Origin of the sequence: Coleofasciculus chthonoplastes PCC 7420, assembly GCF_000155555.1 — a bacterium.
Lineage (GTDB): Bacteria > Cyanobacteriota > Cyanobacteriia > Cyanobacteriales > Coleofasciculaceae > Coleofasciculus > Coleofasciculus chthonoplastes_A.
The window spans coordinates 2163-26442 of record NZ_DS989845.1 but is presented as its reverse complement, the minus strand read 5'-3'; the positions used below and the strand labels follow the sequence as shown (position 1 = coordinate 26442).

Below are 24280 nucleotides of genomic sequence, written 5' to 3'. Positions count from 1 at the left end.
TAATAAAAAAGCCTGAAACAATGGTTGTTACAGCCTCGCTATTATTGTGCCGAATCTTGCTTGGCTTGAACCATCATCCGCACAATATCAGGCATTTTATACTGAGCTTGCCATCCGAGTTTTTCTTTGGCTTTGGCGGGATTTCCCCGACTGATTGCTAAATCGGTTGGTCGGAACAAACTCCTATCCGTGATCACATAATCTTGCCAATCCAAGCCGACCGAATCAAAAGCCGCTACCACAAACTCTTCTAAGGTGTAACTCTCTCCCGTGGCAATCACATAATCATCAGGTTCCTCTTGTTGCAAGATTTTATACATTGCCTCGACGTATTCAGGCGCCCATCCCCAGTCGCGTTTAATGTCAACATTACCCAGATAAAGCTTTTCTTGGCTACCTTGGGCAATGCGAGACACTGCCGCAACAATCTTTTGGGTCACAAATCGTTGGGGTCTCAGGGGAGATTCGTGATTAAACAGAATTCCGGAACAAGCAAACAACCCGTAAGCTTCGCGATAGTTTGCTACTTGCCAAAAAGCCGCCGATTTTGCCACCGCATAAGGGCTTCTTGGGCGAAATGGAGTTGTTTCATCCGCCGCTTCTGTGCCAATATCGCCAAAACATTCACTCGATCCCGCATTATAAAATTTAATTGGCTCACCTGTAAACCGAATCGCTTCTAAAAGATTTAACGTACCAATAGAAATACTTTCTAGGGTTTCTACGGGTTGTTCAAATGACAATCCCACCGAACTTTGTCCCGCCAAGTTATAGACCTCATCCGGTTGATTTTTCTTCAGAACTTGCAGCACACTGCGAAAATCGGTCAGGGCGGCGGATTCTAGTTTCACTTGGTCACGGATACCCAGGCGGACTAGATTCTGAAAGGATGACATTTGAGCATCCCGTGATGTACCACAGACGCTATACCCTTCGTTGAGAAGTAATTTAGCTAGATAAGCGCCATCTTGACCGGATACGCCGCATATTAGTGCTTTTTTCATGATTTGTCATTGGTCATTGGTCATTTGTCATTCGTGAGGCAACAGGCAATAGGCAACAGTGTAAGGTAGAGTTTTGAGTTAACTCACGACTTCCTCATCTCCCTCATCTCCCCCTGCTCCCCCTGCTCCCCCTGCTTCCCCTGCTTTCCCTGCTCCCCCTGCTCCCCCTGCTCCCCCTGCTTCCCTATCTTCCTTGTTCCCTAATCATTCAGCCCTCATCTTTGGGTTTAAGTAGCATAGCTTGAATGGCGGCGCTTAGATAACCAATCTGCCCATAAGCATAAACTAGATTATCAAACCGTTTAGCTGGGTCAGTCAAATGTTTCGCGGATTTATAGAGTCCCCGGGCGATGCGTTCTCCTCCTCGTCCTAACTGACGTATCCCAGTTCGACCTGCGACTTCTTCGCGATAACACTCGCTAATCCCTTGCCACCAGCTACGCTGCAAAAACCAGCTTGCTTTGAGGCGTTCTGGGGCGACGTTATGGGCAGCGACGGCATCGGGGAGATAGGCAACTTGCCAACCCTGTTTGAGGGCAAGTTCAGTCACGTATAATTCTTCATTGGATAATAATTTTTTACCTTGACGCCCTAGATTAGGATCAAAACCGCCAATTTGTTCTAAGAAGGTACGCCGGATGGAGTAGTTTAAGCCTCTGGGTGTTAAACCAGGTTCTTTGATATAAACGACCCTATCGCCGAGATCATAAAGTCCCAAATTGCCAGCAAGTTCTGGGGATATCCAGCTGAGGGGTTCGACGCCGGGGGGCCAGATTAGGGTGACTTTACCGCCAGCTACTGCCAATTTTTCATTTTGTTGATAAGCGTCTAGGAGAACCCTCAACCATTGGGGACTGGCGACGGCATCATCATCTAAATAGGCGAGAATGGGAGCAGTGGTTTCCTTTGCGCCTGTATTTCGTGCCACGGAAAGACCGATAACGGGTTCGTAAACGTATTTTAGCTGAGGGTGAGAGATACGGGCTTCAACAATCTCACGAGTGCGATCGCTAGAGGCATTATCGACCACTACGACAATAAAATTATCACAATCTTGGGCTAATAGGCTATCGATGGCAGCACCCAGATACGCATCTCGGTTGTGAGTACAGATAATCGCAGCAATCTGAGGCGTTGGCATAAAGGTTGGGGAGAGTCGTCGCTAGGGAGTCTAAATAGCTCTGTTTTAACACAAGAATCAAATGAATCGGCAAATCGGCGTTACGCTGTCATTCAGAGGGGGCGGGTTTAGTGACATCTGGGTGACAAGTAACAATAATGGTAAAACCCGCCCCTACACCCTTCAAAATTAATAAATTCTTTACAACCAATCAATTTTATTCGCTTTTTCATCGAGTTGAGTTTGTTGTTGTCCGAGGTCGCGATACCAAGCGCCGTACAGATTAATTGGAGTCTTTAGCACATCCCCCAAAGAGGCTTTTCCGGCAATAACTTGTCCGCTGGTTAGTGGCAATTCCTTGAGCAACCAACGACTGATTAAATAGAAAGATTTTTTTGAGGTTAATTTTGGTTGCAATTCGACGCCATGCAGTTCGTGCAAGTATTTATTAGAACGCCCATAGCGTTGCCATTGGCTGCGGAATTCCCGTAGGTTGGCGCGGTGGCGGTGTTGAACAATGGCTGTTTCGGCAAACTTAAGTTGCCATTGAGTCTGGCGCTGAATTCGCCAACAAATATCTGCATCTCCTCCAGTTGTCATGTAGGGGCGGAATAAGCCGACGTCTTGTAAGGCTTGGCGACGAATGGCTAAATTGGCGGTTTGACCATAGGGATAAAATGGGTGATCAAGGGTATTTTTTTGGCTTAATGTTCCTTGGCGTTCGGCGTGTTTTTCGAGCAAGGTTTTACCGGGTAAAGCGGAAATTTCACCGACAACTAATCCGACTTTGGGATTGACAAAGGGCTGAACTAAGAGACTTAACCACTGGGGAAGGGGGCGACAATCGGCATCGGTGAAGGCTAGAATTTCACCAGTGGATGCTTTTATGCCTGTATTGCGGGCTGCGTAGGAACTTTGAATCTGGTTTTCGGTGAGGGGGTGAAGCGTGATGCCTTGAGCTTTGGCGTCTTGAGCGGCTTGGTGCAGTATCTCAGGTGTGCGATCGCGGCTATTATTGTCTACGAGGAGGTATTCTACCTGATCCTTGGGGTACGTTTGACAGAAGAGACACTGGATTAAGTCATGTATATCGGCAGCACCGTTATAGATGGGGACAACGACGGATACCTTGGGGATAAAGGAGGAACCAGGTTGGCTGTCAGGAGTGCGATCGGGACACATAATTTTATTTTAGTTTAGCTCAAGGCTTGTCATATTTTATCAAGGGTTTGTAGTCAGGGAACCTTAGCCCTAGATTTTTTTTGGTTCCTTGGCGGCATGATTTTTCTTTCCCCCTAGCAACAGTCACGCTTGAAAAAATGGCGTATGCGGCATATCAATATAATAACAGCAGATAATAATTCTGGATTAAGTCGAGATGCGACTATTGTCACGACTATTCTCAAGCAAGCCAATTTTAATGTGACTTTTTTTGACATCAATTCACTCACCCGTGATCATCGAGGTCAACCGCTCAATTCAGGTTTACCGAAGACACCTATCTATGATATTAATCTTTTCCTCGAACACGTCGTTCCTCCCTTATTTCCCTGTGCCAAGCTAAATTGCTTAATTACCAATCAAGAATGGTTTTGGCAAGAGTGGCTTCCTGATCTCCCTCATTTTGACTATATCCTTTGTAAAACACGGTTTGCTCAACGTATTTTTAACAAGCTAGGATGCCGGACTGAGTTTATCAGCTTCACCAGTTTTGACCGCTTAGACGAAACCCAAACCAAACGTTATGACAAGTTTTTCCATTTAGCGGGGAAAAGCCCTCAAAAAGGTACAAATGCCATTCTGGGAATTTGGCAGCGTAATCCTGGTTTGCCTGATCTGACTATTCGACGCAATTGGCAAGAGCTTGACCGAATCGGTGCAGCTAATATTGAGTATATTACGGAGCATCTAGATGATATAGTGTTAAGAAACTATCAGAACAGTCATGGCATTCACTTATGTCCTTCAGAAGCAGAGGGCTTTGGTCATGGGATTGTCGAAGCCATGAGCTGTCGTTCCGTGATTCTGACGACTAATGCTCCGCCGATGAATGAATTAATTACACCGGATCGAGGCATTTTAGTGGATTGTAATAAAGCTCAGGTGCAGGGAGTCGGCATAAATTATTATGTTGATAGGCAGGCATTAGAACAAACCATACACCAAGTCTTAGGGACGGATGATGGAACTAAAAAAGAATGGGGGGATAATGCTCGTGCTTGGTATGAAGACAATGATGTTTTTTTTAGGCATAGAATTGTTGACGTTATCAATAACATTTAAATTAACACCTGTATAATTAATGAATTTTGCTCCATAACCAATAACGAATTGCTCATGTCTAAAGTTAGTGTTTGTATTCCTACTTACAATCGTGCCAACTATCTGATTCAGTCAGTAAAAAGTGTTCTGAGTCAAACGTATAAAGATTTTGAGTTAATTATTTGCGATGATGGCTCAACTGATGAGACACCTACGGTTGTTAGTCAGTGGAATGATGCCCGAATTCGATATATCCGCCATGCTAAAAATATTGGGCGCAGTAAAAATATGCGTTCTGGTTTTGATACTGCCCAGGGAAACTATTTTATCAAACTTGATGATGATGATGCCCTAACGCCGGAGTTCTTAGAAAAAACGGTGGCAGTATTAGAAGCGGAACCAACAGTTGATTTTGTCTGTACGAATCACTGGGTTATTGATAAAAACGGCAATCGTGATGAGTCAGCGACGAAAGAGAATGCGGCGAAGTGGGGAAAGGATAAACTGAAGCAGGGTATAATTCCTGATTTAATGCGACAAACGTTTCAATATCAAAGTTTGCAGGTGGGTTCAACCTTGTTTCGTCGGGCCTGTTTGCAGGATGTGGACTATATGCGCCCAGAAGCCGATGGCTGCGAGGATTTTGATTTACTGGTACGATTAGCGATCGCGCTTAAGCAGGGGTATTTTTTGCCAGAGTATTTAATGGAGTATCGGTTTCACGGGGGACAGACGAGTTTAAGACAGAATCTGCATTTCTTGAAGGCTAAGGTTTTTTGTATTGATAGTTATCGATTTCCTGATCAAGAATTAGAGACACTACGGATACAAAAATTGGCATGGACAAAAGAAGCGTTGGGATTACGGTTAATTGAAAATGGGGATACGGTTCAGGGACGAATAATGTTGCAAGAGGTGGCGGAGATTATTGGCAGTTCTCGGAAAGCCCAATTGGGAGTAATCTTATCCTATTTACCCCTAAGTTTACGCCAAGCGGCGTTGCAGGTGTTTCGTCAAATGCGTCCCAAAGATTATACCGATCAGGTGCGAGAAGCGGGTTGAACGTTCCTGGGCGCACTGTGCGATAAAAAACAGTAGGCTATGATGTTAAGTGTCGCTAAACGATTGATAGTAATAAACATGCCTCAAAAATCACTTTTTCTTCAGCTTTTGCAAGAATCATCGACATTACTACAAAAAGCTAATCGTCAGTTATATCATAGCGTTGAAGATGTAGGTCGAGCCATTTCACAACAGCATATTCTGTCGCAAGTTATTAATTATAAAGAGATGCGGGTTCTGGGATTAAGACGCAGTGGCAATCATGCCATTATTCATTGGATGGAAAAGCAAGAAACGGGCAACGTTAGACACCTGAACAATATCCGAGTCAATAGAAATCCTTATCGGGAAAAATACGAAGACTTACTCCGAAAGAACAAAACCAAAGACATTGAGTGGTGGCGACAAGAAGCCAAAGGTTTTTTTGAAAAAAAAGATTGTTTAATCCATAGCTACGAAGATTATAGTCTGGAGCAAATCACCAATCCTGTATTTGAGTTAAAGCATGATCTCTATTTTGGTAAGAGTCAAGACAAGTACGACATTTTGATTTTGCGAGATCCATTTAATTTGCTGGCGAGTAGAATCAAAAAAAATTATAGAGGCGTCAATGATAAAAACAAAACAGATATAGATGTGTGGATTGACTATGCCAAAGAATATTTAGGGGAAACCAATTTATTAAAAAACCAAAAAATATGTATTAATTATAATCAGTGGTTTGCTGACGTAGACTATCGCAGAGAAATTGCGTCTCAACTCAACCTAGAGTTTTCGGATACTGGTATCAATACAGTCAGTCGCCGAGGTGATGGTAGTTCCTTTGAAGGACGTGAGTATCACGGAAAAGCGAGGAATATGGATGTTTGTAGTCGATGGAAATACTTCGCTGATGATCCGTCCTACCGAAGGTTATTCAATAATCAGGAGTTACTGGAGTATTCTCAACAAATATTTGGTCACATTCCAGGAACAGAATGTTTAAGAGAACCATGAGTAGACTACTATTGCCAATTTTATTGTCTCCCGAATATCATTGACTGAGGCGTTTGTAGTAAGCGCTTCAGCGCGGCTATCCCTCAAGTGCTGACTACAACCCTAATTTAGGAAGCTAGGATGGAATTTTGATACCCTTCCGTTGTGATCACCCCTCAAGTTAAAGTAGAATGAACGATAAATGAGGTTAAACATTTCCATGGAAACCAAGGAGCTAAAATTTCTCCTGAAACTACTAGGATGTCCGAACTACCGTTCTCCACTGTCGGCAAAACTATTCAATAGTATCAAAGGCAAAAACAAAATTGTCCGCGATTTAGAAGCACGGGGTTGGGTCGATTTCTCCCGTGAGATCGCATCCGTTACAATTTTACCACCCGGTCGCGCTCTGTTGAACGTGGAACCGGATCAAGTTCCCCTCTCTCCCAGTGAACTTAGGGTACTCAACAGTATCGGTAAAGCATCGGGAAAAGTTAAACCCAGCAAAATCGATATCAAGTCGTTGAAGTCAGCCGAACGCGATGCTATTTTACAACGCTTCGATGAACGGGGATTCATTGAAGTAGAAAAACAACTGAAACGCCAGAAAGCTGAAGTGTGGATGACTCAGCGCGGACTCGATCAGCTACGAGAGGATTATATCCCGAAAAAAGGCACAAATCCAGTGATTAGTTTAGAACTGCTGGGGAATTATCTGGAATTCTTGCGAAAATCACTTCCGAGTCAAGTGAATCCGTCTGTAACTGTCACCCAACCCCAACCTTCGTTGAGTTCAGAACCTGTACTAGCCCAGAAACCAACAGATACAGAAATTTTACAACTGATTCAGCAGTTAGATAAAGAACTAGGAACCGACAATTATTTACCCATTTTTCATCTGCGTCAGAAATTACAACCTCCCTTATCTAGGGATGACTTAGATCAAGCCCTCTATCGTTTGCAACGGGAAAACAAAATTGAGTTGAGTTCATTAGTTGAGGCGATGCACTATACCTCAGAACAACTTCAAGCTGGGATTCCTCAAGAAATTGGGGGATCTTTATTTTTTATTATTGTCAACTAGCGGACTCATTTTTCAGCCTACCCGCCAATTCTGTTTGTAATCACTTCTAGGGATAATCATGGCAACTATTGATGAAATTATAAAACAAGAAGTCAACCCTTTTGATCCCGTAACCTTTAAAACTGGAAACTTTTGGCGAGAAGATCAACAAGTCGCCGCCACAGTTGATTCAATTCACCAAGAAGCAATTACTCAGGTGACTGAGGTTCTCCGATTAGTCGCCAGAGATCAGCGGACACGGACGATATTACTGGATGGAGACTCGGGTTCAGGGAAAAGTTATTTATTAGGACGTCTTAAGCAAAAGCTTAACCCTTACGCTTTTTTTATCTATATCGATCCCTGGGCAGATAATCAGCATATTTGGCGACATACGTTGCGCCAAATGGTAGATAGTCTGATGCAAAAGCCGGAAGGACAAAAAAGTTCTCAGTTAATTCTTTGGTTGAAAGGACTATCAGCGTTTAAAGATCGCAGCATGATGAGGAGAATCCTGGGGGAACGAGGACTTTTTATTCGCAATTTTAGAAGCACTTATCCCTCGGGTATTTATCAGGCAAGAGATTTCTTTGGTGTATTGTATGGTCTCACGAATCAGGATTTATATTTTTTGGCTTGTGACTGGTTGCGAGGAGAAAATTTAGATCGAGATGACCTCAATGCATTAGGGGTTAATCAGCCTATCGATAATGAAGAAGCCGCGCGGGGAATAATCGGCAACTTTGGCAGAATTTCAGCATCGACAAAACCCATTGTTCTCTGCTTCGATCAAGCGGAAATGACACCGAAGTTTGCTGATGGAATTCCCAACTTACAATCTTTATTTAATCTTAATAGAACGTTCCACAATCAATATCTTAAAAATATTCTGGTTATTATCAGCATTGTAACGAATCAATGGAAGGTGAGTAAAGAACGTCTCGAACAATCCGATTTAGCCGGAATTGAAAAACAAGTTCGTCTAAAATCAATAAACCTTGAACAAGCTGAAGCCCTCTGGATAACCCGACTCTATTCCCTGCATGATCAAGCGACTCCTAAACCCGACTCTCCCCTTTATCCTCTCCAGAAACAAGCATTGGAGCAAAAATTTCCTGGGGGTAGAGCCAATTTGCGAAATGTATTAGGACTTGGCGGAGAATTATTTATTGAACATAAATTAGGTCATAAACCACCAATAGAAGATGCCGTTGCCACTTTTAAATTAATTTGGCTTAAAGAATTCCACAAAACCCAACAAAAAGTCGAGCGAATTCGTCAATTTTCATCGGTTGATCTGACACAAATGTTGCAACAGGCAATGAACGCCTTGCAGATCAACACTGACCCTCATCTTTTAAATCATGCTAAGTATAGTAGTTATTCCTTCAGTTATCAGCATCCCGATAAAACTGAACGACTAGGAATTTTCTGGAACGAAGAACCCAACATGACAAGCTTCAATGCAGCGATGAACGCCTGCGAAAAAGACCTGGAAAAAAACTGTTGTGATACTCTGATTCTGGTTCGAGCCGAAAAACTGGGTCAAGCCAAGAATAAAGGATATAAACTATTCAAAAAACTCTTCAACGGCTCACCGCATCGTCATCTTACCCCCCATCTCGACTCTATCCATTATCTGAGAACCTATCAGCTTTTAGTCAACTCCGCCGGTGCTGGGGAATTAGTCATTCACCAACAAACCCTCGATCTCCCTACGTTAGAAAAATTGATTCGAGACTCTCACGTTTTACAGAATTGTCCATTGTTACAAGACATAGGAATTGTATCTAAACCCATTATTAAGCCTGAACCCGATTTAATAAAAATCAAAGACTTCCTCTTAAACCTCGTCAAAACCCAATTCATGATTGGACGGCAAAAACTCGTTGATTTAACCATGCAAGACTTCTCCCATATCGATGAATCCCAAATCAATCAGCAAATTCAGACACTCTGTCAAGAAAACCAAATCACCCTCATCCCCCCTGACGCCAAACCCCAAGATCAATCCGTCTGCTGGAAACCCCAGACCAAAAATAACACATCCCCCCAACCCAAATAACACTAACTCAAAACTCGTCGTCAGCAACATGACTATTTATAACCCAAAACAAGCAACACTAAACCTCACTAAACCCTCTGCGCCCTCTGCGCCTACCTCTGCGTTACTCTGCGTTTAAAAAAAATCATCCCATGTACCTCAGATTGTATGGCGCTAAAGCGCAACTACAAACTTCTACGTTAAAAAAATTATCCCATGTACCTCACCACCCCCAATGAAATCCGCCAAATTATATCCCAACTCGCCACCTATCCAACTCTCTGGCTAGACACAGAAGTCGCCGACTGGCAAACATCAAACCCCAGACTCTCCCTGATTCAAATATTAGCAGATCCCACAGACAGAACCGGCGATCGCGCCTATATCTTCGATGTCCTCGATAACCCCGATATCGTCAGGGATTTCGTCGCTCAGATTATGGTTAACCCCAACATCGAGAAAGTCTTTCACAACGCCAGCTTTGATCTAAAATTTCTCGGTGGGAAACACCAAGCCCAAAATGTCACCTGTACCTTCAAACTCGTCCGTAAACTGACTAAAAAGTCCCGCAAAACTCCCCTGCAAGTCTCCAATAAACAACTCAAAACCCTCGCGGTTGAACTCTGTCACTTCACCAACGTTGATAAAACCGAACAAAGCAGTGATTGGGGACAGCGCCCCCTCACCCCCAAACAACTACACTATGCCAAAATGGACACAGTTTATTTAGCTCATGTCCATCGCCATTTATTACAATTAACACAGCCCCCTACTCCACCCCCAGTCGTGATCACACCCAAGCCACAACCCGAAACAGCCGAACATCCTCCCTTCAGTGCAACTAAAGTGCGCGTGGCGTTTGAATGTCCACGTTTATTCTATTTAAAACAACATTTTGATGGGAACACTTTATTTATTCCACCCGGTCAATCTATCGGAATTGGTACAGCGTTTCACACCTTAGCCGAACAATTTATCAAACTCGCTCAAGCAAATTCCCACGTTTCCGACTTATTAGAACCGTCCGCTGAGCAATTAAATCGCGAAGCTGTCGCCATGGGAATGCAGGAAATATTTTATCAACAGGTATTTTTTCCCTACATCGAATCCCATCCCGAAATGGCGACGGTATTGCCAAAGCTGTGGCAAGGCTTAACCGCTCTAATTCAGCGTTGGGTCGAATTATTAGTGGTAAATCGCCGCTATTGTTTGCATCAAATGGTTATTCATCAAACCTTTATTTTAGAAGAAAATAAGCTTAGTTATTACTTTAATCTACCTAATGGTACATCCCAGGAGGTGACAGGGCGATTTGATAGTTTAGTGTTTAATTTTGAACGCAATCGTCTCTGTTTAATTGATTATAAGACCTACGAACCCGTTGACCCATCAGCGCAGTTGGCTCAAGTGGGACTCTATGGTTATATGCTCAATAAAACGAAAGGAGTGGTGGTTGATTCAGCGGTGTATTGTGTTCTCCCAGAATTTAAGGAGTATGCTTATTCTTGGGAACAGTTGGAAATAGCTGTCCATGAGTTGATTCCCCATAAGTTACAGCAAATGCAGGACTGGGTGAGTTGGCAACAGACTCATTCAAATCCGCCACCGCTCACGTCGAATACTCACTTGTGTGATATCTGTCCTCAACAGGAAACCTGTCAAACCTACTTTGAAGTCACGAGTACAGATACACAGCCCAGGAAAGGGGAAGAGGAGGGGACTTCTGATGGCGCTGAAGTGTCTACGACAAAGACTGATGGCGCTAAAGCGCTTACTACGAACAATGATGCGATCGCGCAACAGTTAATCGAGACGTTACAATCCTTTAAGATAGACGTGACTTGTGTGGGAACAGCCGTTGGTCCAGCGTTTATCCGGGTGAAACTGAAACCCAGTCTGGGGGTAAAGATTAGCGCTCTGCTGAAATTATCGGCTGATTTACAGGTACAATTAGGGATTACCAATCCCCCCCTGATTGCGCCTCAACCTGGCTATGTCAGTGTTGATTTACCTCGTCCAGATCGACAAGTGGCGCGGCTAGAGGATTATATCACATCCCGGACATCGACTCAGGCTCCGGTAAAAATTGCCATTGGTGTGGATTTAGAGGGGAAACTGGTAGAAGCCGACTTATCCGATGCGAATACCTGTCACTTTCTGGTTGGGGGAACCACCGGAAGCGGGAAAAGTGAATTTTTGCGATCGCTCCTGTTATCCTTACTCTATCGCCATTCCCCTCAGCAGCTTAAAATCGCCCTGGTTGATCCTAAGCGTGTCACCTTTCCCGAATTCGAGCAAATCCCCTGGTTATACTCTCCTATCGTCAAGGATAGCGAAGATGCGATCGCGTTGATGGAAAATTTAGTCGCGGAAATGGAACGGCGTTATCAGCGATTTGAGCTAGCGGGATGTTCTCACCTTGATGCTTATAATCAACAGAACAACCCACCTTTACCCCGTCTAGTCTGCATCTTTGACGAATATGCTGACTTTATGACCGAAAAAGATATCCGCAATGCTTTAGAATTGAGTATCACACGGTTGGGTTCAAAGGCGAGAGCGGCGGGTATCCATTTAATTATTGCTACTCAACGTCCAGAGGCGAGGGTGGTTACACCGATTATTCGGTCAAATTTACCAGGAAGAGTGGCGTTGCGGACAGCTAGTGAAGCGGATTCTGAGATTATTTTAGGCGGGAGACAATCGGAAGCGGCTTATCTTTTGGGGAAAGGAGATTTACTTTATAAAGTTGGGGCAAATTTGCAGCGGTTGCAGAGTTTATTTGCTCGAAGGATTGAATTGTAAAGTGGGAAGGATATTTTTTCAACGCAGAGGTACGCAGAGGTTTTAACGCAGAGGTACGCAGAGGGAGTGCGATAGTTTTGTGTAGGGGCGGGTTTTACCATTATCGTTTATTTTTGACCCATAAGTGACTAAACTCGCCCTGACTAACGCCCTCCCTCTCCACCGTATAAGGCAGATCAGAGTATGATATAAGCATCGTCAAAACAACCATGAATGGGACACGTTATTTCAATCGTCAATATGAAAGGAGGTGTGGGCAAAACCACACTCACCGTTAACTTGGGGACAAGTCTAGCTAAAGAACATGGGATGCGAGTCTTAATCGTTGATCTCGATACCCAGATTAATGCGACTCTCAGCCTTATCCCTCCGGTACAGTTTACGAAATGCCGTAAACAAAAGCGCACGCTACAACAATTAGTCAATCAAGCCCTTCAATCTAATTCGTTATCTGCCCCTACTGTTGAGGATGTGATTGTCCCCAACATTTGTCAGGTGAATGGATTGGACTTGATTCCCGGAAATATTGAACTGTACAACGATTTCTTATTAGCAACCCAGATTTATAGACAAGCCAATAGCCATCAGCAAGACTTTGAAAAAGGCTGGAATCATCTGGAAAATGTGTTAGTGAAGCGGATAATTAAACCGATTGTCCCCAATTATGACTGGATTTTGCTGGATTTTCCGCCAGGAGATAATTTGCTGACGCGCAGTGGTATGATTGCCAGTGACTTTTATCTGATTCCCGCCAAGCCTGAACCCCTATCGGTTGTGGGGATGGGGATTTTGGAAGGTCGTATCCGGAGACTCAAGCAGAGCGATCGCGCTACACTCAATTTACTGGGTATTGTCTTTTCTTCCCTGGGTCATGCAACGACGATGGCGGCAAAAGTCAAGAAGCGAGTCCGTTCTGATTTTGGTGACGATAAAGTCTTTATCACCGAAATCCCCACCAATGTCGCCATCGCTAAAGCCGTTGATGAGTTTCAACCCGTGGTTCTCACTGAACCCGCTTCCACGGGTGCTAAAGCGTTTACCGAGTTAACCAAAGAATTTCTCCAGCGAATTGCTTAACCTGCGTCAGTGCTTAGCCTGCGTCAGTGAGTCGGGAAGCTGGGAGAGATGGTGGAGATGGTGATAACTGTAAGGGATAGAGACGCAGGGTTGTAGGGGCGGGTTTTACCGATAACATTTTGGTACAAACCCATAACTTGACTAAACCCGCCCTTCTGGTGAAAACAGGGAGTAAAGACATACCATGTGACAATTTTACCCTAGGGGCGGGGCGGGTTTAGTTACTTATGGGTGGGGAAAGAAATGATAATTGTGAAACCCGCCCCTACAGAAACTTATTCACTTGATGGGTAAAATCGCTTACCATAGTAGACTGTTGCCTAAAGCTAGGGAAATTTCAGACGCAATACGGCGTTGATAATCTAGGCTGGCTGATACCTAACTGGGTAACGTTTCTCCAAGAGGATTTTATCATGGGATTTGTCATTGCCACAGTTAACATGAAAGGCGGCGTTGGAAAGACGACGCTAACCGTCAACTTGGCAACTTGCTTGGCGAAACAGCATCAAAAACGGGTTTTAGTGGTTGATTTAGATACCCAAATCAGCGCTACACTCAGCTTAATCGCCCCTCAAGATTTTGCTAAAGCCAGAAAAGCGAGACGCACGCTGAATCAGTTAATTGATAAGGCAATTCGTCCCAATCGCCACGCCAAACTGACGATTCAGGATGTTATTAAATCTTACGTTTGTTCGGTAAAAGGTCTGGATTTATTGCCCGGAGATATTGATCTGTATGATGAGTATTTAGTCTCCGAGATGCTGCATCAAGAAGCCAGTCGCGAAGAGACTCCCAATTTTAATCAGGTGTGGAATCGGTTTGAGCGGCTGTTGATTAAAAGTATTTTAGAACCTGTGATAGATAACTATGATTTTATTATCTTAGATTGCGCTCCTGGCTATAATCTGTTAACCCGTAGCGGTATTGTTGCCAGTGATTTTTATTTACTTCCGGCTCGCCCTGAACCGTTATCGGTTGTGGGAATTCAACTCTTAGAACGGCGGATTGCCAAATTGAAGGAGAGCCATAAGTCTGGCACGTCTCTCGACCTACAGTTATTAGGCATTGTCTTTATTTTATCCGGAGGATTGCTGGGTCGATATTACAAGCAGGTGATGAATCGGGTAACCGAAGATTTTGTTCCGACGCAATTGTTTAAGAATCGCATTCCGATGGATGTGAATGTGGCTAAGGCTGTTGATAGTTTTATGCCGGCGGTTATCGCTTCTCCCAATTCTTCAGGGGCAAAAGCGTTTATGCGGTTGACCGAAGAATTTGTCGAGAAAATAAATGCCTATCAGAATGAGTTTAAAAATGGCTCTAGTAAAATGAATTTGGCGAATTTGGAGTGATTTAAGCTGTCATGCATTTAAATTGGGTATTAGTAGCGAGCAAGATGCAAAGCCTGCGGCATGGCTTCGCTAAACGCACTACAAGGATTACGCCATTATTGATATTAAGGTTTAAATGCCGAATAGCTTATCATTTGTCCGCTGTACTAAGAAATGTTAACAAGCCTCAAATCTTTACTGTTCCCTGTTCCCTATTCCCTGTTCCCCCATCTCAACCGTCAACTTTAATGAAAGTCCGACTACTTATCCTTATAGAGGCAGTTCCATCGCCGCCTCAGATTTCCCCGTTGAGACAGAAATGAGTTGGGCTTGACGTCCACCTTCGCTTAAATAGGTTAAATTCAAATGCAGATAAGATTCTGGTAAATAGGGTAATCGATCCGCCCACTCGATCGCGACGATTCCTAGGGGCATTTCCACGCCTTCCCAATAGCTTTCTAGGTCTAACGCGGCTACGGCTTCCGGTTCTAGGCGGTACAAATCTAGATGATAGAGGGGAATGCGTCCTTCGGGATATTCGTTAATCAGAGTAAACGTGGGACTGACGATCGCGTCGGTGATTCCCAAGCCTGCACCAATTCCCTGCACCAGTGTGGTTTTACCCGCACCTAAATCCCCCTCTAGCAGAATCACAGTACCTGGGGGCAAAGATTCCCCCAGACGAACACCTAGCGATCGCGTGGCTTGTGCATCGGTTAGACGGAATTTAGTCATTCCTTACCCCTTTTACATCAGATGAGCGCGACTGTACCAGCGTAGTAACACCCGTGCTAACTTTTCCGGATTATGGCGGACTAGATTCGTGTGCTCATCTTCATCCATGACATTCGCTAAAACAATGCGGCGTCCTAACTCCTCGGTTGCTTCGCGATCCAGAAAAACAGGGTGGGAATTGACTTGGGCATACTTAATCAAGGCTTCAGCAGAAGGCACTTTTCGATGCACCAAAACCGCATCAAACAAAGAGTGACCACAACCATTGTCCAGGGCGCGAATATGATCAGCAACCGTATATCCGTCCGTTTCACCCGGTTGAGTCATGATATTACACACATAGATTCGGGGAGCAGTACTTGCCGCGATCGCATCCGTAATTTCTGGCACTAACAAATTCGGCAGGATGCTGGTATACAGACTACCCGGACCAATAATAATGTAATCGGCTTCGTGAATCGTTTTGAGAACAGCGGGAAGAGCTGGAGGATTTTCTGGCGTGCAACCCATCTTGACGATTTTACCATTGGCAGCCGTAATATTCGATTCGCCTTCAATCCGACGCCCATCTTCTAATTCTGCCCAGAGACAGACATCACTCAATGTCGCCGGAAGAACTCGTCCTCGCACCGCTAAAACTTCAGAACTGGCGGCAATTGCCCGTTCTAAGTCCCCCGTAATCTCGCTCATTGCCGTCAAAAATAAATTACCAAAACTGTGACCCACTAGACCATTCCCCGCTGAGAAACGGTATTGAAACAGTTCGGTTAATAGTTTTTCTTGGTCTGCTAAAGCTGCCAAACAGTTGCGAATATCTCCCGGAGGCAGAACCCCAAATTCTTGCCGCAGCCGCCCAGAGGAACCGCCATCATCGGCTACGGTGACAATGGCAGTGATATGGGCGCTGTAAATTTTCAGTCCTCGGAGTAAGGTAGACAACCCCGTACCGCCGCCCACGACGACAATTTTCGGACCACGATACAGGCGACGATGGGCGATCAGCACATCTACCAGTTCTTCATCGCCTCCGGGTTTTAGTGCCTCAGTAATCGAACCCACCGTCCGGGTTTGTCCCCAGAAGATAAACATCAGACCACAAATAATCGCGATCGGTCCGGATACATAGTTGGGAATAACTGTGGTGATGGTTTCCAGAATGGTGGACGTGAGTTGGATTAAGTAAAAAATGGGGGTCAGCTTTGCCCAAATCGCTACCCCCAGACTCGTTAGTAGTACACCTATGGCACTGAGAAGCAACCAGCGTTTGACGAATAGTCCAGGGGCTAACCACTTAAACCACCGATTCACTTGTCGGGGCGTCCTACCTCTTGACTCGTTATGCAGGGTTCGTAGAGCGCGTTTGAGGAGACTAATTGAGGACATTGCTGATACCAGAAACGGAGAACAAAACTGGATAGACTTTAGCTAAGAGCAGGGCAATTGCTCAAGTCCTTGACGGGAGGTGTAGGATTGTCTGCTGTCAACTGTGCCATATTCTTTTATTAGCTGGGAGGATGGGTTGGTCAGGATACATTTTGGAAATTATACCGGGACGACTGATTAATCCAACGGAGAACGTCAATAATCACAACGACTAGAACACCAGTCGGTGTCATCGAAGTCGATGCTATAATTCCTCAAAACTGTAACACGAGCTACACAATCATCCCTTGAATGCAGGTCTTACTGTTCATGGCATCTGCCTGAATGAGGACGTTTTGACCCAACGCTAGGCTCAGAATGACACGTTAGAACGCAACTTGGTATGAGTTTTGAGTTCAGACACGTTTGCCATCATGCACTAGACTGGTGTTCTAGGAGACAGCAAGGTCGATGGGAAAGCGAATTTTAGGACTAGACCCAGGGTTAGCGATTTTAGGCTTTGGGGCAATTATCTGCCAAGCTGAAGTTAAACCAATGACCAAGGTTCGGGGAAAATCGACATCTGAATCTGTACAGTTATTGGATTTTGGTGTCATTCAGACGCCAGCGCGGACGGAACTGGGAAAGCGACTCTGTACAATTTACGAAGATTTACATACTATCCTGGAGCAGTGCCAACCGGATCTAGTTGCCGTAGAGAAGCTGTTTTTTTACCGGATGGGTAATACAATTACCGTGGCTCAGGCACGGGGGGTTGTCACCTTGGTGTTAGCCCAGCATCAGGTGCCAATGGTAGAGTTTACACCTGGACAGGTGAAGCAAGCGTTGACAGGTTATGGGAATGCAGACAAGCACGAGGTACAGCAAGCGGTGGCGCGAGAGTTAAATTTAGAGAGTATACCTAAGCCAGATGATGCAGCCGATGCTTTGGCGGTGGCGTTAACGGCATGGTTTCACCAGCAGTAATAATCTATTGTTTGATTTAATGTGAGAAGATAAAAGCCTAAGCGGTGTAAGGAGTGTGTCAAATGGGCATCATCACTCGAATCACGGATTGGTTAGAAACCCATTGGGTCACTCCTGCTTATGCTGGATGGATATTAGCGGGTATTGCGATTTGTTTCTTTGGCGCGGCGACCAATACTATGTCAGGGTGGCTGTATGTCATCAGTGGTATAACGTTTGCGCTATTGGGGTTAGCGGTTATCTTACCGCCGCGATCGCTACGTCATCTTCAAGTCCACCGCCGTCCTATCTTTCCAGTTAGTGCGGGTGATGAACTCACCATTGAAATCGATATTGAAAATCCTACCCCTAAACCCAAAACGTTATTACAAGTTCAGGACATTCTCCAATCGGAACTGGGAAAACCCGTGCAAACCGCGATCGAAACGATTGCGCCGAGGGGGGTCTATCACTGGGTTTATTTCCATTCCACCACTAAGCGGGGCGTCTACCACTGGCATGAAATCCAACTAAGAACTGGAAACCCCTTAGGATTATTTTGGTGTCGTCGTAGCCGCCATGCGCCAGCCACAGCAATTGTGTATCCTACGGTATTACCCTTAACCAGTTGTCCAATCGTTGACGAAATTGGCACAGATGATAGTCTACAACTGTTAAGCGATCGCCGTTCTCAATCCGCCACAGAAGACCTGACGCGATCGCTACGACCTTACCGCGTAGGTGATCCAACTCGTCTGATTCATTGGCGTACCAGCGCCCGGTATGGAGAATTGATGGTACGGGAGTTAGAAGTCTTTACGGGGTCTCAAGAAATTGTAATTTGCCTTGATAGTGCGGTAAGTTGGCAATCCGAGGATTTTGAATCAGCCGTGATTGCCGCCGCCTCCCTCTATTTCTATGCCTGTTCTCGTCAGCTTGACGCTAGACTCTGGACAGCTAGAACCGGATTATTACACGGAAATCAAGTTGTCTTAGAAGCCCTAGCTGCGACCCAACCGGGAGAAGATGCAGACGCTGGCGATCCTCCCCATCTTCCCTTAATTTGGCTCACCCAACAATCCGCCAGTCTCAATTCCCTTCCGCCGGGTAGTCGTTGGTTATTTTGGTCACCATCCACAGTAGCCCAACCTGAACGGCACACCTCAGGACTGACCAATTGCGCGGGTCAAATTATTGATAAAGAGGAACCCTTACAACGTCAGCTACAACAGTCCCTTAGCCGGATTTAACCGGAATGGCACCCTCAGATGAGGCGGGTGAGCAGTACCCTTGGTGTCAACTTAAGGTAAAAAGCAGGAAGAGCGGGGGAAGCGGGGGACGCAGGGGGAGAGCAGGGGTACATTTTCGGTGATTCTATCGCCATAGTTTTGATAGATAGTCTCACATTTCCTTGAAGATGAACAACCTTCTCTACTGCTCAAAGCATTGATGGCTCAAGGTTTTTGGGTTATGCAGCAAGCCCTACTTAGAAGGCTTGCGTTAAAATGCAAAGAAAAGTGAACAACCACACTAAGGAATAAGGTATCTAGCGAATCTTACTTATGAGTACATCAGAAAGCACAAATCTTTCCAATGAGAAAACACTGGCGGCGATGAAGAATTTCGCCGAAACCTATGCTAAACGAACGGACACCTACTTTTGTGCTGACCCGTCGGTAACGGCTGTCGTCATCGAAGGATTAGCGAAACACAAAGATGATTTAGGTTCACCCCTATGTCCATGCCGTCATTACGAAGACAAAGAAGCGGAGGTGAAAGCCACCTACTGGAATTGTCCTTGCATCCCCATGCGTGAGCGCAAAGAATGCCACTGTATGTTGTTTTTGACACCAGACAACGAATTTTCTGGAGAACAGCAGGAAATTACCATCGAGGAGCTTCAATCCGTTCGAGATAGCATGGCTTAATTGTCTTTAAGTCATTGGTCATTTTCAACTCTAAATGACCAATGACTCATACTCTGGAATTAATCACCTATGACTGAGCAATTTTGGCAAGGTGTCGAGCAATTTAATCAACAGGAATTTTATGCCTGTCATGACACCTTAGAGGCATTGTGGATGGAGGCTGCCGAACCAAACAAACAGTTTTATCAAGGTATATTACAAATTTCGGTAGCTTGCTACCATCTCAATAATCTTAACTGGCGTGGCGCTGTCATTTTGCTTGGGGAGGGAATTAGACGCTTAGGTGACTACCAACCTATTTATGAGGAAATTCAGGTTACAGAGTTAATTAGCCATAGTTATCAGCTTTTGCAAACCCTGCAAAAAATCGGAGCAGAAGGCATTGCTGATTTAGTAAAATCATTAACAGCAAATCAACTCAGTCAGGAGGGGGCGTCAGAAATTGTTCGTTTACCTAAAATTATTCGAGTTAATTTAAGTTAATTGTAGGGGCGGGTTTAAGGACTATAGGGGCGGGTTTAGGGACTGTAGGGGCGGGTTTAGGGACTAAAGTCAGCTATTGCTGAAATAACGGAACAACAAAACCCGCCCTCCTCACCAATAACGGAACAACAAAACCCGCCCTCCTCACCAATAACGGAACAACAAAACCCGCCCTCCTCACCAATAACGGAACAACAAAACCCGCCCTCCTCACCAATAACGGAACAACAAAACCCGCCCTCCTCACCAATAACGGAACAACAAAACCCGCCCTCCTCACCAATAACGGAACAACAAAACCCGCCCTCCTCACCAATAACGGAACAACAAAACCCGCCCTCCTCACCAATAACAGAACAACAAAACCCGCCCTCCTCACCAATAACAGAACAACAAAACCCGCCCTTATTCATAAGTCCCAGGACTGGTTTTTTAGAATTATCCCCACCCAAATCCGAGATTCAGGTAGGGATAGAGATTAACTTAACTCTGAGTCGAGTCTTTGCCAAGCAATTGCCCTTTAAGAGAATCAAACTCTTGAGCCAATTCTTGGCGACTTTCAGCTTTCCAAAGATAACGGGCAATAAACCAGATTGTGTAACCAATCCCAACAAGTTCAAAAATTGGGGCTAATAAGGGAATGTCGTTAATGGCATCCAGTACAGCTAGGGTGACATACACGGTGATGAAGCCGGCTATCACTAGCCCAATCAAAATGATGGCTTGTTGGTACTCGTAATAAAATGCACTGATTATCGCCGGAAGTTTGGACAGGAAGTCAAACACAGGCTGTACCCATTCCTGCCAAGCTTGATCCGTGGTTTGACCCGCAGCGGGAAGCTTGGCTTGATTATTAGGCGGGAGTTGGGCAACTGTCCCAGGTTGGTCAACATTGACATCTACTTTAGACTCTGGGCTTTTTGTAGCGTCGGCTTGAGCCGTCTTGACCTCTGGGGGATTACCCTCAGTATATTCAGATTTTTGTGGATTCGGTTCCATAGTTCCTCTACTGTGACCTCAAGTAGGACATTTTATCGTTTGTCTGAGCAGGATGGGTATAATAGGCAGAATATTAAGCTTTCGCCTATCTTACCAAAAGTTTTTCTCATGACTTCGGTGAAAGCAAAAAACTGATACTCAAACTCTGCCATACCTGGCTCATTTACCTCAATCAGCGAGAATGATCCCGCTACAATCTTTGATTTAACGGTGGGAGAATGTCAATGTTCCCCTCTTCTATTCACTCGTTACGTGAATGAGAAAGAAGCATCCGGAAGCCAAACAGCACCCAGATCCCCGACTTCTCTAAAAAGCCGGGGATCTATACTCTTAACGACTATGGAAGGCAGGGGCAGGGGTTTGAGCGCTGACTACTAGACCAACATCATCATAGAGTAGATGGGGTACTCTCCCCTAAACAAATGTTAGAACAGGAGATGCGATCGCGTCCGGTTCTACCGATGATGTGTCACCTGTACAATAGACTTCACAGGAGTTATTGGGACTTTCAATGAGTTTAACTTTATGCAGTTTCGCTCCTAATTTTTGAATCGGTGACTGGAGTAATTGCCGAATATAGATGGCAATATTTTCTGCCGTCGGCACAACCTGGTCAAAGTAAGGGATGTCTTTGTTCAGGAAGGTATGGTCAAAGGGTTCGACGACATAATCATCGATTACCTTCTGCAAGGCTCCCAAATCGACAATCATCCCAGTACGTGGGTCAATTTCCCCTTTTACGGTTACCTCTAAATGATAATTGTGTCCATGACCATTGGGACGAGCGCATTTGCCGTAGATTTCACAGTTTTGGTCATAACTGAGTTGGGGATGAGCCAGCCGATGAGCGGCGCTAAAGTGGGTCGATATGGTGAGATATGCTTCCATTCCGTTTCCTAAATAATCAGCCCAAAGTTCTGGATGTTCAAATAGCTGTATCTTGACAAGCGGCAAATAAGGTGCTAGCTTTTGCCAGATGACACGCGCAATGTTTTCGGTCGTAGGTAGGGTTTCCTGGAAGTCTAGCCAAGTATGATTCAGATAGGCATAGTCCAATTGGCTGGTGACCTCTTGCTTGATCACTTTTTTGACTTGCGATAGGTTTTGCACCATACCGTATTCGTCTAGGTCACCTTCAAGGGAAACAAATAGGACATAATTATGTCCATGACCAGGAAACTGGGCACCCCGACCAAATTGCTGCTGGTTTTGAGCTTCACTCAGTTCAGGTAACCAATAGCGATGACTGGCAGAGAACTGGGCTCGGCGGTTAATGATGCATTTCATGCGTTTTTGAGGCAAGTCAGAATCTTAAATTTCTGTAAATTAGCATTATTTCTAGAATAAACGAATATTGGTTAATTGGTCATTCGTCCTTTGTCATTGGCAATTCGTTTTTTGTTAATCATTCATTATAGAATTTATAATTAATAATTTAGATGCTTAATGGCATCTTGAGCGTCGTGGCGTAAGCTGGTGGCGATTCTGAAGAGTTCTTGACCGGTATGCAGGTAATGTTCGTCGTAATTGAAGGTAAACCGTTCTAGCTCATCAATACCATCTCCCAACTGATTGAGACAGTAATACAAGTTCGCCGCCACACCAGCAACAGGGGCGGGATTGGGTTGGGAACGAAAGGTAATCTGAGCCTGATTGAGATCATGACGACAGTTTTCTAGATAGGCTTGAAAGTCTTCCATGAGTTCGTCATCAAAGGGATCAGCCGCGAGTTGATTGATTTGAGTGTTTAGGGATTTGAGAATGGGAATAATCAATCGGTTCACTGGTTTATAGACTTGCTGCAACCAGATTTCTAGGTGAGTGTCAGTATTGTACGATCGCGCCCGTTGACGTTTATACTGTTTTTGCGCGGATTCGTTGCGTTGTTGGCGAGTGCGGCGTTTGGCTGAAAACTGGGGATAGAAAAGCTGTTGATCGTAAGAATGGCGTCGCTGAGGATCGGTGAGAACTTCATACGCCACATTAATCTCGATAATTTTTTCCGAGTTAGCGGTTTCAGTGTGGCTATCGGGATGAAAGCGTTTAGCTAAACGTCGGTAGGCTTGCTTAATTTCTTGGACTGTTGCTTGCGGGTGGATATCTAATGTGTGGTAATGATTGTCATTCGTCATTTGTCATTCGTCATTCGTCTTATGTCACACTCACTCCCAAAAAGAAGCAAGCTACGTTTTATGTCCTTTGTTAGGGAACGGGAAACAGGGAACAGGGACATCGTAATATTAGATGTAATACATAATGTTCAACTGTTGCCTGTTATTCAGTTTCTCCCATAAATCTTGCAGTGTATAGTCTCGCAAGATATCATTAGTGCGATCGCGGACTTCTTGCCATGTTTCTTGGACGATAGCACTGGCTTCAGTTATCGCATTGGTTTGGCTACCAGACGTTGTGGCGGTTGAACCATCTAGGCAATTCATTATATCCAATAGAGTAATTCTCCAGGGTTCCCGCGCCAGAATGTAACCCCCTTTAGCCCCCCGTTGGCTACGGACTAAATTGCCACGTCTCAAGGTTGCCAGAAGTTGCTCTAAATAGCGATCGGGAATATTTTGTTGCGCGGCAATCTGTCGGATTTGTAAGGGTTCTCCCTGATTGTAATGACCCGTGAGTTCTAGGAGAGCCAGTAGGGTGTATTCCGTCTTACAGGAGAGTTCCACAGTTAATTCATGTCAGGGCAATCATTCCTAGTATACTCCGGTTTCCCGGTGGGGTTTGTTGGTTTAGCTTAGGCAAGCTGAAAAACCCCGCTCAATGGCGGGGTGATCAAATTAATCAATTTTCAGGCGAATTTTGCCGTTCATAAAATTGACTTAGAACGTGAAAGTTGTTCTGAGTGTACCGATGACCGCATCCTCATTATCACTATCCTGGTCGGGATTCATCAACCAGATGACACCCGGAGTAAACGAGATATTATCCGTGAGTTGGTACTTGTAGAAGGCTTCAACGTGCCAGGGTAAACTGTCATTATCTCGTCGGAAATCTCCGCTTGGAACATCAATATTTCCGGCGTAGGGTTGTACACCGCCAAAAATCCCAAAAC

23 protein-coding genes are annotated in these 24280 nt (G+C 44.8%); 12 read left to right on the top strand and 11 right to left on the bottom strand.

Annotated elements, in window-relative coordinates:
- Positions 1-41: 41 nt before the first annotated feature.
- From MC7420_RS07655 to MC7420_RS07645, 3 genes are all read right to left on the bottom strand, one after another.
- On the bottom strand, positions 42-1007 hold the full coding sequence (locus tag MC7420_RS07655; protein WP_315897221.1) for a GDP-mannose 4,6-dehydratase: 966 nt from the start codon (positions 1005-1007) through the stop codon (positions 42-44).
- Between the two features lie 205 nt (positions 1008-1212).
- The gene (locus MC7420_RS07650; protein WP_006099931.1) at positions 1213-2145 is read right to left on the bottom strand and encodes a glycosyltransferase; all 933 of its coding nucleotides are present in this window, start codon (positions 2143-2145) and stop codon (positions 1213-1215) included.
- A gap of 180 nt (positions 2146-2325) precedes the next feature.
- Entirely contained in the window at positions 2326-3306 is a 981-nt protein-coding gene (locus MC7420_RS07645) for a glycosyltransferase (RefSeq protein WP_006099616.1), read from the bottom strand.
- A 144-nt stretch (positions 3307-3450) separates the two neighbouring features.
- Here MC7420_RS07645 and MC7420_RS07640 point away from each other — a divergent pair, with 144 nt between their 5' ends.
- The 8 genes from MC7420_RS07640 to MC7420_RS07605 all read left to right on the top strand — a co-directional run bounded on the left by MC7420_RS07640 (position 3451) and on the right by MC7420_RS07605 (position 14764).
- Positions 3451-4407 (top strand): glycosyltransferase, encoded by a 957-nt coding sequence (locus MC7420_RS07640; protein ID WP_006099736.1) that lies wholly within the window; start codon positions 3451-3453, stop codon positions 4405-4407.
- A gap of 54 nt (positions 4408-4461) precedes the next feature.
- A complete protein-coding gene (locus tag MC7420_RS07635; protein ID WP_044205796.1) occupies positions 4462-5448 on the top strand; it encodes a glycosyltransferase family 2 protein in 987 nt (328 codons plus the stop codon).
- 78 nt (positions 5449-5526) lie between these two features.
- On the top strand, positions 5527-6444 hold the full coding sequence (locus MC7420_RS07630) for a hypothetical protein (protein WP_006099845.1): 918 nt from the start codon (positions 5527-5529) through the stop codon (positions 6442-6444).
- Between the two features lie 199 nt (positions 6445-6643).
- Positions 6644-7507: a hypothetical protein gene (locus MC7420_RS07625; RefSeq protein WP_006099887.1), complete on the top strand. Its 864-nt coding sequence runs from the start codon at positions 6644-6646 to the stop codon at positions 7505-7507.
- Between the two features lie 58 nt (positions 7508-7565).
- On the top strand, positions 7566-9551 hold the full coding sequence (locus MC7420_RS07620) for a P-loop NTPase fold protein (protein WP_006099853.1): 1986 nt from the start codon (positions 7566-7568) through the stop codon (positions 9549-9551).
- A gap of 195 nt (positions 9552-9746) precedes the next feature.
- Positions 9747-12335, top strand: coding sequence for a DNA translocase FtsK (locus MC7420_RS07615; protein WP_006099899.1), 2589 nt, complete (start codon positions 9747-9749; stop codon positions 12333-12335).
- A gap of 213 nt (positions 12336-12548) precedes the next feature.
- The gene (locus tag MC7420_RS07610) at positions 12549-13412 is read left to right on the top strand and encodes a ParA family protein (protein WP_006099702.1); all 864 of its coding nucleotides are present in this window, start codon (positions 12549-12551) and stop codon (positions 13410-13412) included.
- Positions 13413-13825: 413 nt separating this feature from the next.
- A complete protein-coding gene (locus MC7420_RS07605; protein WP_006099660.1) occupies positions 13826-14764 on the top strand; it encodes a ParA family protein in 939 nt (312 codons plus the stop codon).
- A 249-nt stretch (positions 14765-15013) separates the two neighbouring features.
- Here MC7420_RS07605 and MC7420_RS07600 read toward each other — a convergent pair whose 3' ends face one another.
- On the bottom strand, positions 15014-15478 hold the full coding sequence (locus tag MC7420_RS07600) for a bifunctional alanine racemase/tRNA (adenosine(37)-N6)-threonylcarbamoyltransferase complex ATPase subunit type 1 TsaE (RefSeq protein ID WP_006099832.1): 465 nt from the start codon (positions 15476-15478) through the stop codon (positions 15014-15016).
- Between the two features lie 12 nt (positions 15479-15490).
- On the bottom strand, positions 15491-16861 hold the full coding sequence (locus tag MC7420_RS07595) for a gluconeogenesis factor YvcK family protein (RefSeq protein WP_044205791.1): 1371 nt from the start codon (positions 16859-16861) through the stop codon (positions 15491-15493).
- 450 nt (positions 16862-17311) lie between these two features.
- On the opposite strand from MC7420_RS07595, the gene ruvC reads away from it, so the two are divergent.
- The 4 genes from ruvC to MC7420_RS07575 all read left to right on the top strand — a co-directional run bounded on the left by ruvC (position 17312) and on the right by MC7420_RS07575 (position 20217).
- A complete protein-coding gene (ruvC, locus tag MC7420_RS07590) occupies positions 17312-17827 on the top strand; it encodes a crossover junction endodeoxyribonuclease RuvC (RefSeq protein WP_006099867.1) in 516 nt (171 codons plus the stop codon).
- A 62-nt stretch (positions 17828-17889) separates the two neighbouring features.
- On the top strand, positions 17890-19056 hold the full coding sequence (locus MC7420_RS07585; RefSeq protein ID WP_006099983.1) for a DUF58 domain-containing protein: 1167 nt from the start codon (positions 17890-17892) through the stop codon (positions 19054-19056).
- Positions 19057-19368: 312 nt separating this feature from the next.
- Entirely contained in the window at positions 19369-19734 is a 366-nt protein-coding gene (locus MC7420_RS07580; protein WP_006099813.1) for a ferredoxin-thioredoxin reductase catalytic domain-containing protein, read from the top strand.
- Positions 19735-19803: 69 nt separating this feature from the next.
- Positions 19804-20217 carry a DUF309 domain-containing protein gene (locus MC7420_RS07575; protein ID WP_006099906.1) on the top strand — a complete coding sequence of 138 codons (414 nt, stop codon included), beginning with the start codon at positions 19804-19806 and terminating at the stop codon, positions 20215-20217.
- Positions 20218-20290: 73 nt separating this feature from the next.
- Here the strand turns inward: MC7420_RS07575 and MC7420_RS41210 are convergent, their stop codons facing one another.
- The 6 genes from MC7420_RS41210 to MC7420_RS36640 form a co-directional block, all read right to left on the bottom strand.
- Positions 20291-20596, bottom strand: coding sequence for a hypothetical protein (locus MC7420_RS41210; RefSeq protein WP_232231671.1), 306 nt, complete (start codon positions 20594-20596; stop codon positions 20291-20293).
- A 104-nt stretch (positions 20597-20700) separates the two neighbouring features.
- Complete coding sequence (locus MC7420_RS07565; RefSeq protein ID WP_006099737.1) at positions 20701-21216, bottom strand: CAAD domain-containing protein; 516 nt, start codon at positions 21214-21216, stop codon at positions 20701-20703.
- Positions 21217-21630: 414 nt separating this feature from the next.
- The gene (locus MC7420_RS07560) at positions 21631-22503 is read right to left on the bottom strand and encodes a 6-pyruvoyl trahydropterin synthase family protein (protein ID WP_006099672.1); all 873 of its coding nucleotides are present in this window, start codon (positions 22501-22503) and stop codon (positions 21631-21633) included.
- A 140-nt stretch (positions 22504-22643) separates the two neighbouring features.
- The gene (locus MC7420_RS07555; protein ID WP_006099656.1) at positions 22644-23348 is read right to left on the bottom strand and encodes a J domain-containing protein; all 705 of its coding nucleotides are present in this window, start codon (positions 23346-23348) and stop codon (positions 22644-22646) included.
- Between the two features lie 108 nt (positions 23349-23456).
- A complete protein-coding gene (locus MC7420_RS07550) occupies positions 23457-23894 on the bottom strand; it encodes an RrF2 family transcriptional regulator (RefSeq protein WP_006099971.1) in 438 nt (145 codons plus the stop codon).
- A 153-nt stretch (positions 23895-24047) separates the two neighbouring features.
- Positions 24048-24280 (bottom strand): carbohydrate porin (locus tag MC7420_RS36640; RefSeq protein ID WP_198016396.1); only part of this gene is annotated, 233 nt, incomplete at its 5' end.